This window comes from Acinetobacter sp. CIP-A165, from assembly GCF_000367985.1.
Taxonomy (GTDB): Bacteria; Pseudomonadota; Gammaproteobacteria; order Pseudomonadales; family Moraxellaceae; genus Acinetobacter.
Genome location: NZ_KB849202.1, coordinates 1,281,430 through 1,295,049 on the forward strand (window position 1 = coordinate 1,281,430; position 13,620 = coordinate 1,295,049).

Consider the following 13,620-nt stretch of genomic DNA (forward strand, 5'->3'; position numbering starts at 1 on the left):
CACAAACAACTTTAACAAAACAAGAGGTCACCATCAAGCTTTAATTTTAAAAATATTTATTAAATATCATGAGTTTATTTTTATCACAATTTCATTAATATATGTTCAACAGCTCAATTTTAACCGTAATAACACCAATTAGACAGGCAATTTTTCGCTTAGTTAATACCGCGACTGTATTCTACTAATAAGTGCGTATTTGAACACAAAATAACCTGCTATTTTTTAGTTTTCATAAACAATAAAGCTTTTTGATTACTAAACTTTCAATACTAGCAACTGACTATTAATTATTTTAACTTCCCCGTCAAAGTTCAACTAAATTTCTCGCTCAAACGATGATTTGATAGACGTTATTTAGATTCAATTCATCACTTTGTGCAAGATAAGTATGTTAGAGAATTAAAAAAGGTGGTTTAAAACCACCCTTTTCGCCCCGTCAGAGCAGCATCTGCGCAACGTAAAGCTTCTTGGCTTAATCCCCACAACCGATAATCACCTGTTGAAGAGGTAATATTAAAGTTGTGTGTATATGCAAAGCTCAGCCCACGATCAGGATCGCACCAAGCGCCTGAACCATTAAAACCCATGTGTCCGAAACCATGAGGCGTGCGTTTGCCCATCGTTAAAATTCGGTGATAACCTAAACGCCAATGCATTGGAATCGGCATCACACGATCACGCGCCTTACTTTGTACTTTACTGAGCTGTTTATAAACGTCTGGACGAATCAACTGCTGATCATTCCACTGTCCTTTATTGGCAAGCATTGCATATATTTTCGCAAGACTATTTGCTGTAAACACCCCATTTGCAGCTGGAATCGCCGCTTGTAAACCTACATCGCTAAAAAAACTAAACCCACGCATACCTTTAGGAATCATTGCATCTTTGAAGTCGTGAGGATCTTGTCCAGAGAGTTCCAGTAATTTTTCAGACCAAGAAGCTTTGCGAGGTTGATTCGTTTTTTGCGTTGCTGGTATCGGTGACGTCAGCGCTTTTGGCTTTTCTAAAAGACGTGCTACACGAGCTAACTCTTGTTCTGGCACTCCAAAATAAGCGCCATCCAATGCCAATGGCTGAACCAAATAGCGTTGCATTAACCAATTCAAAGGCTGTTTTGCCGCTTTTTCCAATATACCACCAACAATCCAGCCATAAGTCAGTGGTTGGTAAGCAAAACCTTGACCCGCTGTAAAACGTGGCGTGGCCGCAGCCATCACATCCAACATATGCGACCAATCCAGCATTTCCGTTGCGGTATCAATCATATTGCGAATATCAAACAAACCACTTTGATGAGACAAAACGTGGCGCAAGGTCATATTACCTTTGCCATTTTGAGCAAATTCAGGCCAATACTGTGCAATCGGTGTATCGTAATCAAGTAAACCCTCACTCACCAGAATATGTGCAAGTGTTGCTAATACACCCTTTCCAGTTGAATAACACATTGATAGCGTGTCGGATTGCCAATCTTCTTCTTGAGATTTTTTACCTGTAAAAATATCAACAACTTTTTGACCGTAGAAATAAACAACTAAAGCAGCGCCGCCTTGCTGACTTCGAGCATCTTGAAAACGGCTAAATTGACTCGCTAAATCCACAAACCGCTCATCAACACTGCCATGATAATTTTGGGTATTGGCAAGTAAAATCTCTTTAATCAATGTTCAGATCCTTATAATATTTATGTTTTTAGAATATCCCTCTTGCGAACAAAAGGGATAATTTTTCATGCTATTTCGTCTTAAAGCGCTTTCACTGCACCTGCGACATGAGGCTTTTTAGATTTCACATTACGAATCAAAAAGTCAGTTTGCTTGGCTTCAGTAGCAGTTAAAAATTCAACTTTTGAAGGCAAATACATTGGTAATTTGAACCATACATCAGCTTCATAAGCCTCTGGAAGCTCCATATTTGCCAAAGCTTTTGCTTTGCTCCACATCCCGTGTGCAATGGCTTGTTTAAAACCAAACGCTTTCGCAGTTACTGCATGAATATGAATCAGGTTAAAATCTCCTGAAATCTTCGCATAACGGCGACCTGTATTTTCTGAGATGTCCCATTCTGCTTGAACTTGATAAGCAGGTGCTTGAGTCTCTTTGGCTTTCTCAGCCGCTTTTTTCTCAGTTTTTTGGCGAGATAAGTAAGTGGTTAAGCTTTCCATTACCACTTCACCACCGACTTTAGCTGTCGTGATAAAATCAAACTGTAAGCCTTTATCATGTGGCTGAAGTTCACCGAATTTGCATGACAAAGTAATTTGTTCATTTACACCAATTTTGCGTGTCTGTTTGATTTGGTTGCGGATATGAACCAACCCCAAAATCGCAAATGGAAATGCCTCACTGGTCATCATGTGCATTTGTAAACTTTGAGACAAAACAGCTAAATAAATCGCGGGTACGAAACCATCATTTTTAAAACCACAGATTTCGTTGTAGCTTTCTAAATGCTTCGCATCAATCTGAAGTGTATCCACGACATATTCAACTTGTGGAAGTACTTTTTCGCCTTTTGGCTTTTTGAAAATTAAACCTTGAATGACTTTTGGATAAGCTAAGTAAGGTTTTGGTAATTGACTAAAATGACGTGTATTCATAATAAACCTTTTTATATTTTAGGAATCCTCCCCAACCCTCCTTTCATAAAGGAGGGAGTTTCCGCAAATTATATAGGTTTTAATTTTTAGGAATTCCCCTCTTGTTTAAAGAGGGGTTAGGGGAGATTTTAAGACTCTGGTGATTAAGCACCTAACAAGCTTTGACCACATACGCGAACAACGTTACCCGTCACACCTGTTGAACCCGTAGAAGCATACCAAGCAATCGCTTCAGCCACATCTACAGGTAAACCACCTTGGTTCATCGAGTTCATACGGCGACCAGCTTCACGAATCGCGAAAGGAATTGCAGCCGTCATCTGAGTTTCAATGAAACCAGGTGCAACAGCATTGATGGTAATGCCGTTCTTTAATGTTGGCGCAGTAAATTTCACTAAGCCAATCACACCTGCTTTAGAAACAGCATAGTTAGTTTGACCCAAGTTACCTGCGATACCACTGATTGATGATACACAAACGATACGGCCATTTGCATTTAAACCATCATTTGATAGTAAGTAATCGTTAACACGCTCGATCGCAGACAAGTTAATGTTGATCACAAGATCCCACAGCTCTGGCTTCATGTTTGCCAAAGTCTTGTCACGGGTAATACCTGCGTTATGAACGATAACGTCTAAACCACCTTGTTTAGCAGCCGCAGTTTTGATTTTCTCACCAGCATCAGCAGCAGTAATATCGATCGCCAAAACTGAACCACCAATTGAACCTGCAACACGCTCAAGGTCAGCTTGCTGTTGTGGAACGTCCAAGCAAATCACGTGCGCGCCATCACGTGCAAGCACATGCGCAATCGCTTCACCGATACCACGGCTTGCACCTGTAACTAGAGCAGTTTTACCTGCTAATGGTTTCGCCCAATCTAAATCAACAGTATCCGCTTTAGAAACACGGATCACTTGACCAGATACATAAGCAGAACGCGGAGAAATTAAGAAACGTAAAGTTGATTCAAGATTCGCTTCAGCACCTTGATCGACATAAACCACTTGAGCAGTAATGCCCTTTTTAAACTCTTTGCCTGCTGATTTGACGAAACCTTCTAACGCACGTTGCGCAATCGCTTGTTTTACTGTTTTAGCAGTTTCAGGTGTTGTACCAATGACAATGACACGACCTGAGCTTGAAATTTGACGCGCGATTGGATTAAAGAAGTTATACAATTCTTTAAGTTGTTCAGAATCTTGAATACCAGAAGCATCAAATACAACCGCTTTAAATTTAGATTCTTTATCATCTGCATTAAGAGGACGAAGATTTAACCCTACTTTTGCAGCAGTTTGTTGTAATTCAACATTATTACCCACATAGCTATCTGCATGGATATTGCTAAGCACTTGAGCAATTGCGCCAGAAATTGTGCTTGAAGGTGCTGCGCCAAGCAAAACTGCACCATTCACAACTGGTTGAGCGCTTTCAAAACGATCTAACGAAACTGGTGATGGTAAACCTAGATTTTTTACGACAAATTTACCTAAAGGTGATTGCGTAAATGCTTGGTATTGATCAGTCATGGTTATTATCTCTCATACAAATGAATTTGTTACAAACACATGCATCATGTTAGTGAAATAACATGAAATCAATGTCTGATTGACTCACAACAAATCATACTTGAGTTCATGTTCCGATGTCTTGACCTGAATGTGGTCTAAAGCGTCATTCTAGTCAATACCGCAATATCGTAAATATGCTATTGTTATAGCAAGAATATCGCAATTATGCTTGGAAAAGCCTTATGAGCAAAACAACTCAAGAAAATCCAGCAGTCGAGAATTCTGCTCAAGAGACTGTGTCAAATACATCAAAAGCAACTCCTACCAAGAGTAAGAGTGCTGGCACGACTCCTAAAGCAGCAAGTACGGCAACTAAAACGACTCGCGTTCGTTCTACGAGTCGTAGTACCAAAAGCACTGCATCTGCTACATCTACAAAAGCTGCTACAGCTAAAGCAACCAAACCTTCTGTTCAACAGGATAAAAAAACCATGAGCCAAAACAATGTTCGTCGTGTAGCCATTATTGGCGGTAATCGTATTCCATTTGCTCGCTCAAATGGCGCTTATTTTAAAGCCTCTAATATGGATATGCTAACGGCTGCATTAAATGGTTTAGTTGAACGTTTTAACCTACAAGGTCAGCGTTTAGGTGAAGTGGTTGCTGGTGCTGTATTAAAACACAGCCGTGACTTTAATATGACACGTGAATGTGTTTTAAACACTCAACTTGCACCAGAAACGCCTGCTTTTGACATTCAACAAGCATGTGGTACTGGTTTACAAGCTGCATTCCTTGTTGCAAACAAAATTGCGCTAGGTCAAATCGAAGTTGGTATCGCAGGTGGTGTAGATACAACTTCTGATGCGCCTATCGCTTTCGGTGATGGTTTACGTAAAGCTTTACTTGAGCTGAACATCGCTAAAACAGGTAAAGATCGTTTAAAAGCACTCTCTAAAATCAATCTAAAAGATTTGATGGATGCACCTAAAAATGGTGAGCCACGTACTGGTCTTGCAATGGGTGATCATGCTGCAATCACAGCATTAGAGTGGAATATTGCACGTGAAGCGCAAGACGAACTTGCTGCCTCTTCTCACCAAAAAATGGCAAAAGCATACGAAGAAGGTTTCTTCGATGACTTAATCACACCATTTATGGGTTTAAGTCGTGATAACAATTTACGTGCTGACTCTACTGCTGAGAAATTAGCTAAATTAAAACCAGTATTTGGTAAGGGCGAAGCTGCGACGATGACAGCAGGTAACTCTACGCCACTTACTGATGGTGCTTCTTGTGTTCTTTTAGCTTCTGAAGAGTGGGCTAAAGCGAATGGTCACGAAGTCCTTGCTTACTTAACTTTCTCTGAAACTGCTGCGGTAGATTTCGTAGGTAAGAAAGAAGGCTTGTTGATGGCTCCTGCTTATGCCGTTCCACGTATGCTTGAGCGTGCTGGTCTTAAACTTCAAGATTTCGACTACTATGAAATCCACGAAGCTTTTGCATCACAAGTTCTTTCTACTTTGAAGGCTTGGGAAGATGAGAAATTCTGCAAAGAGCGTTTAGGTTTAGACGCACCTTTGGGTTCAATTGACATGAGCAAACTTAACGTTAAAGGTTCTTCTTTAGCGGCTGGTCACCCATTTGCTGCAACTGGCGGTCGTATCATCGCTACTGCTGCTAAATTATTGAATCAAAAAGGTTCAGGTCGTGTACTCGTTTCGATCTGTGCTGCTGGTGGTCAAGGTGTAACAGCAATTATTGAAAAATAATTTCTAAGCTGGTACTCAAAAAAGCTGAATCATTTGATTCAGCTTTTTTATACATCAATAAAAAAGGCATCTTCTAAAAGACGCCTTTCAATCATTTATTTTATTTTCCGTACTGCTTTTTCAGATATTCAACAATCTTCGCTGATTCAAACATTTTCATGCCTGTATTTGGATCGACCAAATAAGGTACTTGAATATCCCGCCCCATCACTTCAACGGCTTTTTCCCGCTTACCATTTGGCAATGGAATGTATTGCCCCGGTTTTAAACGCAATATCGCTGGTCCCATATCTTGCCAACGCTCTTTGGGCACATTACGCAAAATATAAGGCAGCTCTAATTCAGTTAAAACTTCTCGAACTAAACGTGTATATGGGCTCGCTTCAAAGCTCCATAATTCCAATAATTGCTCAGGTTCAGGACGATCAATAATCTGTTTATTAATCCAAACACCACGTGCCGCATTGACCACCGTTGCTAAGGTAGACACATAAGGAAGCTTAGGATAATGACTAAATTTCTTCGGCGTCTGCCCTGTTTTTCCATAATGTTTGAACAAGTGATGAATAATCGCTTGTGATTCATAAAGCTGATCACCAGTATTCTCATCAATCAAAAATGGAAACTGTCTTTTTCCACCTTTTTCTTTCACGATCTTACGATATTTTTGACCACCTTTAGGGCATGGATAAATTTCCACATCTAAATTCAATAAGGTAATAACTTCACGGACACGACGGCAAAATGGTGAACCTTCGAACTCATATAGCTTAATAGAATGTGTTGGTTGGTTCGGAAATGGAGTTCCTGATACTCCACGTCCACCCTCTATCAGCGTTGCGAGTACAGATTGTAAAACCTTAAATTGATGATTCACCATTTTAAGCATAGCGCGATCCTTTTAGCAGTCGGTCAGTTTTTCTTTTGCGATCACGATTCCATTATTATCCGCATAGATATAATCACCAGAATTGATCGTCACACCACCAAAATACAGCGCAATATCAACTTCACCAATGCCCTGACGGTTACTTTTTTGCGGAATTGCAGCCAATGCATGCACACCTAAATCAAGCTCCGCTATTGCATCCACATCGCGTACACAGCCGTATATCACCACACCATTCCAGTGGTTCTTTACAGCAGATTCAGCGATCAAGTCACCCATCAATGCGCAACGCATCGAAGCACCACCATCAACAACCAATACTTTTCCAGTACCCTCTGTTGCTAAAATCTCTTTTACTCGTGAATTATCCTCAAAACACTTCACCGTTACGATTTGCCCACCAAAAGTCTTACGTGCGCCATAACTTTTAAAAAACTTACCATCCATTGATGGCGTTACCACTTGTAAGTCTTTTTCAGGATTATCATCTAACAAATCACACGTTACAAAAGCTGCTGTTGTCACCGAAGTTCTCCATTATTGGGTCTGTTGTATACTCAAATTATCGTACAGCTTAAAAGCCGCAGTTTGGGTCAGAGCTGAAACAAGCATAGTATGCGCCAATTGCTCAGCGGTTACAGGCTTAAATTTAAACGGTTTCGTCCATTTTTTTTCAACCAATTTAAATAAAGTTTGTGCCATATCTTCTACAAAACGCATCTCACTGCGTTTACCAATTAAAAGCGAAGGTTGGAAAATAGATAGCTTATAAATAGATAAGCTTTTTAAGTAATCTTCTAGCTCACCTTTAACTTTATTATAGAAAACTGGTGAATTAGCATTCGCTCCTAAGGCACTCACAATTAAAAAATGAATATTTTTATCCTGAATTAAATCAGCAAAATGAGCGTTAATTTCGTAGTCTATTGCATAAAATGCTTGTTTTGATCCCGCTTGTTTGATGGTACTTCCCAGACAACTGAACGCATGGGTATGAGCATTGACATCCTCATCATTGAGTAAAAGTAAATCTTCTACAACAAGCTGTGTAACTTTAGGATAAGCGTTTAATATCTCTGATTTTTTACGCACAACCACGGTCACAGAATGAAATTCATCAGACTGCTGTAACTCATTGACCAAGGCCTGACCTACCAAACCAGTTGCACCAATTACGATTGCTTTTTTATCACCGATGCTCATTTATAGTTCTTCCAATTCATCATTTAGATTAATGTAACGTTTTCTTGTGCGATTATCATCTGTTAAATGCACTTAAAAACATTACAAGGCTTGACTTCGGGGCGTAGTTTCCTCAAAATATGCCACTTGTTTACGGGCTGGTGAATGTTGCCAATTATTTGGTTTTAACTTCAGCCCGCCCAGACCAACTTATTTTTAAGGAGTGCACGAGTGGCAAACTCTGCTCAAGCTAAAAAACGTGCTCGTCAAAACGTTAAAGCACGCAAACACAACGCAAGCTTGCGTTCTATGGTTCGTACTTACATCAAGCGTACAGTAAATGCGATCGCTGCTGGTGACTACACAGTTGCTTCAGAAGCTTACAAAACAGCTGTTCCAGTAATCGACCGTATGGCTGACAAAGGCATCATCCACAAAAATAAAGCAGCTCGTCATAAGAGCCGCTTAAACGCACAAGTTAAAGCTTTGGCTAACTAATTTGATGCAAGTAAAAAAGCCCGTTTTCGGGCTTTTTTATTGTCTTTAATTTTTGATATAAGGCTGTAGTCCCGTTCCCGCATCTTTTACGATTTTCATCAGCTTTTGACTGAACTTATAACTTTCTTCCAATAATCCCAAGTCATGCGCACGCGCTTTACTCTGTGTAAGTAATACTTTATGGCTCTGATAGCACCGCTCTAATTGCACTGTATCTTGACTCAAAGCAATCATCATCAGCTCAAAGCGAAAATCCAAATCAATCCTGATATCTGGCGGCATATCGCCATAAGCCCAAGCCTGTAGAGCTTGTAGTCGTCCTTGTCCCAAATGAAAAAAGATAAAATTGATATACGCATTTAGATTTCTAAAAAAATCCTGAATATCGGCTTCACTATCCCATCTCCCAATCAAGCTAAAACACACATCAGCACGCTCACCCGACGTTGAACACTGATAAATATCCATAGAACGTAAACGGAAAATTAAACGCTCAGGTAACTGTTCCTGTAAGTGTTGAGGAATAAAATAGTCGGTAAAATCCATTGCAAAGGATAGCATTGGACTCACTGTTAGTTTTCTTAGCACCATTTTTAACTGATAAAAGACACTAGCTTGCTTTTGCGTTAGCAGGAAACAGCGATAGCCCGTATCTAAAGCCAATTCAGGACGCCCTAAGTTTCCCCAATTAGCAATAAAGTCATGCGCGATATTAAAAACATCAAGTTGCAAGTCCTTGGTATAGGCTTGCTGCTCAAACCAATGGGTAATGAGTTGTTCAGCCTCTGGCATCGTTTTCGGTGCTTGAAAATGCCCATCTCCCCAAGCCAATATTGGTTGAGCATCAAGCTGTTTTGTTTGTTGGAGTTCTAATGGTTCTAGTAGATAAGGTTGCAGCATTTGTTCAACTGCATTTTCTGGCGATTGCAATTCACCAATTGCCCATACATTATAATTTGGCTCATAAAAGCCAACCCCAGTTTCACGTACCGCCTCATAAAACACGCGATACACTGCATCATTCTGCGCATCTTGTGCTAAAGCTTTTAATTGAATAATGGCGCAGACATTTTGTGAGAATTCTTCTTTAATGCTCTGAATCCATTGCTGGGTTTGTTCAGGGAAAAAAGATTGATTTTGTGGGTCACAAATTTTATCTGCGAACAGTGAAAGCCATGCCCGTAGTGTTTTTCCATGACTAGGAATACAGCTATATTGTTGATGTAATTCAAATGCCACTTGATGTGAGTTATCTTCTGAGGGAACTTTACCTGTGAAAATTTCAGGCTCCCACAAATAAATCGTGTTTAATGACATATTTTTATCCATTTATGTGTCTAATTTCTCTTTTTATTTTCATATAATGACGAATAAAAATGATTTTTAAAAGCAAATTCTTTATTTTTATAAGCAAGACCTATTGAAATTTCAATAGGTCTAATCTTGTCTTTATCACCAAAAGCAATCGTAATATTTATAAAGAGCCATATATCAAACGACTACTACCCGAACAATCCCTAAAGGTATCAAGGACTGACCGATAATGAGGTTACTAACGCTAAGTTGTTCACTGGAAGCCCCGTGAGCATTAAACTATGGTTAACAGCAGGAATCGTCCACTTTTGATTTGCTCCACCCGTACAAGCATAACGAATTAACCGTGCACGTTGATTTATTAGATTGCCACCCTCCAAATCAAAACATTGATTCGCTTGCTTAATCGTTTGGGATGATAAGTCCATCGACCAAACCTGAGTGCTCAGATCACGACCACATGACATGAGATTGATTACATTGCCTGCTGTCGTTGTTAAGCATTGGTCCAAATATTTTTTATTGTGAATTTTGCCTAGAGCATCATATATCCACTGTTCAGCATCATCCCCAATACAGCCGCTTGCAGCACTGATAAATGCATTTAACTTGCCATTTTCTAATTGTTCCGCTTTTAGACAATGCGTTCGGTTCATCAAAGTCACAGCCGAATTCAGATTAAAGTCACTTTTTAATCCAAGCTTTTCAACAAATAAATGAAAGGCACTCACTGCGTCAGCATCGAGATTGCTTAGTTCTTCGTGATAAAGACTCATCCAGCGATTTAACCGATTCAAAGTTGTCTGTTGTTGAATATATCGAGACATTTCATTTTGAGCAGCAACTGAAAGTTGATCTTTAAATGGATGATACGAATCAAAAAGTAACTTTGACTCTGGAGATAAGCTCACCACAGCTTTCCCTTTATTTTCGAGTAGCGCCTGCTCAAATTGTGGCAATTCAATTGCTCTTAAAGCGGAATAGCCCTTTGCTTTACCTATTTCAACATAAGACGCTACAGTCGTTATATCGTTCATCGGCACAATCATTGTTGACAGCAAAGTGGCTGCTTGATTGGCTTTTTTACAATATAAATTTACTTTCTGTGGAGCATCACTTTGTGCAAGGTTGATATGGAATTTATTTGCATGACTATTTGCATTCATTCGTTGCGGCGCTAGAGCAATATTTTGACTCCCTTTTGCGAACTGAATATTGAGCCAACAATTCGCTGTCACATTACTTGGATCAACCTGTGGCAAATCAAATACATTGCCCCAGTTGCCTTTTGCCGCAGGATAAATCAATCCAATCTGATTATCTGGATCATACCCACCCAAAATCGTATAAACAGGTACCCCAAATAATCGTGGCTTTAAATAGTTTCCATCAGCACTGTTGTACCAAACATTTGATGAACGTGGCGTTTTAGGTTGAATAACCTCCATGATTCGAGTGGCTGAATTCCATTTTTTATAACCCGTTGGAGAGTTCACATCCCAAACATAACGATCAAGTGCAGGTTGAATTTTTGAATAAGTGCTATAGCCCGTATAATGTGTATATTTAGAAATACTACTGGTCGTTGCCCCGCCAGACATAGCATCCCAGCCATAAGCATATTTATTCAAAAAATTGGGTACACCATTATTACCATCGCCAAGATTTGTCGTGGTCCAATTTAAATTACTACGCATCTTATTTCTAAAGGCAATATACCCCCAACCACTATCGGCATGATGGGCTGCCCAAAACATATTCTCACCAACCGAACCTGGATAATGCCCTAACCCAAAATGATGACCAATTTCATGGCTAAACTCATTACCCACAGAATCAATTAGCGTCAGCATGCCATTACCACCACTTAAACCATGTGTAACATCGCCATTGCTATATTTTCCGCGCGCATAATGCGCGATCACGCTTTGAGTAAGTTGTGGTTGTTCTTGACTTGCCATCGATGCACTGGTCACGCCCCAGTTCGCTAAGTTAATACCTACACCGAAGGTTGATTTAGCTGTGTTCTCACGCATATCACCACTATAGACATCACCCTTAGTAGCACTGGCAGTATCGTAAATAACACCACTTGCAACCATGACTTTATCAAGTTTAAGGTCATCGTACTTCGTTACAATCATGCGAGCAGCTGGAATGGTTTGGAAATAGTCCGTTCCAGCTTTCTCAGGCGCTAACAACATATAATGACCATTTGATTTCGGCGGATCAGTTAACAAACTCAAACGAATATTTTGTACAACTAGCTCAGCAGGTGCTGCGAAATCAAGATCTTCTGCACGTAGATCACCATTTCGTTGATTGAATGGATCTATGACTTTGATACTTAAACCTGCCCGAATCTCATCCCACTTTAAAGCAGCAGTCCATGCACGTTTTGAATAACTCACTGCTGGGCGTCCATCAGAATTGGATTGATCCGATGCAGCGATTTGCGAAGGCTCGGTTAAACGAATCGTTCTTAAAAGTTTATTTTGATAATATATTTCAGCGTCTAGGGCCTGAATATCCCCCATTTCTGCTAATGGAGATACCAGCAACAAAGCCTCCTTCTCACTGGTCAGCCGTGGCATATAGTCTTTTTCATTGTTATTTGGATTGACTACATGGTTTTGTGCAAACTGAACCATCGCTGCGAAACTGCCATTTAGATCGTTTCGTAAAGTTCGAGTTTGACCTAATTTGTCATAATCATAAAAACCCAAAGTGGTTTCATCAATCATATCCCGATTCGATTCTGGATATTTATCCAATACAGAAGGAATCGTACTTTTATCATCCCCAGCTGCACTTTTTGTTTCCCCACTCCCGCCACCACAAGCCAGCAACATAACTGGAAGCAGACAAGCTGTTAAATACTTAAGTCGCAATTGCATCACATTCCCCAAATTAAAATACAATGAATTATCGTTAGTGATAAATTTTGTGAAATAGTTAATTCAATAAAATCATATATTTATTTATAATATCAGCTTAATTTTATCGCTGTTAATTAATTTTTAAATTTAAAAGAGATAAAAACTTCTATACGAATGATGCCTGATCAACCAATATAGATTTTATTTATTTTGAAAATGCTCAATGATCAACTCTTGTTGCTTACCTCGCCAAATCCATTTCAATTTGCTGCTCGCAAAGTCCTCACCCTCAAACCACACAAATAAGCCCTCCATCATCTCAGGCCAGTCGGTTTGTTCAATTTGATTATTACCTGAAATGACAGCAATGATAGCCGCAAGGATGGTGTCATGGCTGACTGCCAAGCTTAAACCGTTATGATGGGTTGGGTGTGTGTGATATAGCAGTTCCAGTACATCAAACACGCCCGTTATCGGATGTTTCATTCCGGGCAAAGCATTATTGACAAAACTATTAATAAAGCCCAATGCGCCTTGTTTACGAAAATATGGCGCGGCTTGTTGGATATCCAAAACAAAACTTCCGGGCTCTACCAGCAAACGTTGTTCTACGATTTCAATGGTATGGGTATTTATTGCTTTATGTACCCCATCGGCACCTTCAATCATTAAAGCGGCTGTATCAACACAACGTTGAATCGGACTAGAAATACAATGTTGGATGGCGCGATCTGTATTTTGAATTAAATACTCTCCCCATGCATAAGCTAAATCACGCCCAGACTCAGTCAACTGCAGATCATATCCAGCCAAACCCTGTCCACTCAGCAATTCACGCAAAGAATGGCGAGTAAACAAAGTCACAGGTGTTGAAGCATTGGGGAGTAGATCAATTGCTTCAAACATACTTTTCGGCAATAAATGCAGAGCCATATTTAACATCAAAAAGTGAAATCTATTCCAC

11 protein-coding genes are annotated in these 13,620 nt (G+C 39.8%); 2 read left to right on the forward strand and 9 right to left on the reverse strand.

The genetic code is table 11. The annotated features are described in order from the left end of the window. Positions 1-416 precede the first annotated feature (416 nt). The 3 genes from F991_RS11580 to F991_RS11590 form a co-directional block, all read right to left on the reverse strand. Positions 417-1,670, reverse strand: coding sequence for a serine hydrolase domain-containing protein (locus F991_RS11580; protein WP_004671551.1), 1,254 nt, complete (start codon positions 1,668-1,670; stop codon positions 417-419). Positions 1,671-1,750: 80 nt separating this feature from the next. After that, on the reverse strand, positions 1,751-2,605 hold the full coding sequence (locus tag F991_RS11585) for a MaoC family dehydratase (RefSeq protein ID WP_004671553.1): 855 nt from the start codon (positions 2,603-2,605) through the stop codon (positions 1,751-1,753). A 143-nt stretch (positions 2,606-2,748) separates the two neighbouring features. Next, the gene (locus F991_RS11590) at positions 2,749-4,140 is read right to left on the reverse strand and encodes a 3-oxoacyl-ACP reductase (protein WP_004671554.1); all 1,392 of its coding nucleotides are present in this window, start codon (positions 4,138-4,140) and stop codon (positions 2,749-2,751) included. A gap of 224 nt (positions 4,141-4,364) precedes the next feature. Between F991_RS11590 and F991_RS11595 the strand changes: the two genes are divergently transcribed. Next, a complete protein-coding gene (locus tag F991_RS11595; protein WP_004671556.1) occupies positions 4,365-5,894 on the forward strand; it encodes an acetyl-CoA C-acetyltransferase in 1,530 nt (509 codons plus the stop codon). A 100-nt stretch (positions 5,895-5,994) separates the two neighbouring features. On the opposite strand, the gene F991_RS11600 is transcribed toward F991_RS11595, so the two are convergent. From F991_RS11600 to F991_RS11610, 3 genes are read right to left on the reverse strand one after another with little or no spacing between them, the layout of a single operon-like run. Next, a complete protein-coding gene (locus F991_RS11600; protein WP_004671558.1) occupies positions 5,995-6,783 on the reverse strand; it encodes a glutathione S-transferase N-terminal domain-containing protein in 789 nt (262 codons plus the stop codon). Positions 6,784-6,795: 12 nt separating this feature from the next. Next, on the reverse strand, positions 6,796-7,308 hold the full coding sequence (gene rraA, locus F991_RS11605) for a ribonuclease E activity regulator RraA (protein WP_004671560.1): 513 nt from the start codon (positions 7,306-7,308) through the stop codon (positions 6,796-6,798). A gap of 12 nt (positions 7,309-7,320) precedes the next feature. Then, positions 7,321-7,986, reverse strand: coding sequence for an NAD(P)H-binding protein (locus tag F991_RS11610; RefSeq protein WP_004671562.1), 666 nt, complete (start codon positions 7,984-7,986; stop codon positions 7,321-7,323). A gap of 210 nt (positions 7,987-8,196) precedes the next feature. On the opposite strand from F991_RS11610, the gene rpsT reads away from it, so the two are divergent. Next, the gene (gene rpsT / locus F991_RS11615) at positions 8,197-8,463 is read left to right on the forward strand and encodes a 30S ribosomal protein S20 (RefSeq protein WP_004671564.1); all 267 of its coding nucleotides are present in this window, start codon (positions 8,197-8,199) and stop codon (positions 8,461-8,463) included. A 45-nt stretch (positions 8,464-8,508) separates the two neighbouring features. Here the strand turns inward: rpsT and F991_RS11620 are convergent, their stop codons facing one another. From F991_RS11620 to F991_RS11630, 3 genes are all read right to left on the reverse strand, one after another. Next, positions 8,509-9,780, reverse strand: a complete 1,272-nt coding sequence (locus tag F991_RS11620; protein WP_004671566.1) for a hypothetical protein — start codon at positions 9,778-9,780, stop codon at positions 8,509-8,511. Positions 9,781-9,989: 209 nt separating this feature from the next. Further along, positions 9,990-12,674, reverse strand: coding sequence for a M66 family metalloprotease (locus F991_RS11625; RefSeq protein WP_004671568.1), 2,685 nt, complete (start codon positions 12,672-12,674; stop codon positions 9,990-9,992). A gap of 183 nt (positions 12,675-12,857) precedes the next feature. Next, positions 12,858-13,589, reverse strand: a complete 732-nt coding sequence (locus F991_RS11630; RefSeq protein WP_034595050.1) for a histidine phosphatase family protein — start codon at positions 13,587-13,589, stop codon at positions 12,858-12,860. Between the last annotated feature and the right edge of the window lie 31 nt (positions 13,590-13,620).

Coding starts and splice junctions, on each gene's coding strand:
- F991_RS11585 (WP_004671553.1), bottom strand. CDS start 2,605: ATGAATACACGTCATTTTAGTCAATTACCAAAACCTTACTTAGCTTAT.
- F991_RS11590 (WP_004671554.1), bottom strand. CDS start 4,140: ATGACTGATCAATACCAAGCATTTACGCAATCACCTTTAGGTAAATTT.
- F991_RS11595 (WP_004671556.1), top strand. CDS start 4,365: ATGAGCAAAACAACTCAAGAAAATCCAGCAGTCGAGAATTCTGCTCAA.
- F991_RS11600 (WP_004671558.1), bottom strand. CDS start 6,783: ATGCTTAAAATGGTGAATCATCAATTTAAGGTTTTACAATCTGTACTC.
- F991_RS11610 (WP_004671562.1), bottom strand. CDS start 7,986: ATGAGCATCGGTGATAAAAAAGCAATCGTAATTGGTGCAACTGGTTTG.
- F991_RS11620 (WP_004671566.1), bottom strand. CDS start 9,780: ATGTCATTAAACACGATTTATTTGTGGGAGCCTGAAATTTTCACAGGT.
- F991_RS11625 (WP_004671568.1), bottom strand. CDS start 12,674: ATGCAATTGCGACTTAAGTATTTAACAGCTTGTCTGCTTCCAGTTATG.
- F991_RS11630 (WP_034595050.1), bottom strand. CDS start 13,589: ATGGCTCTGCATTTATTGCCGAAAAGTATGTTTGAAGCAATTGATCTA.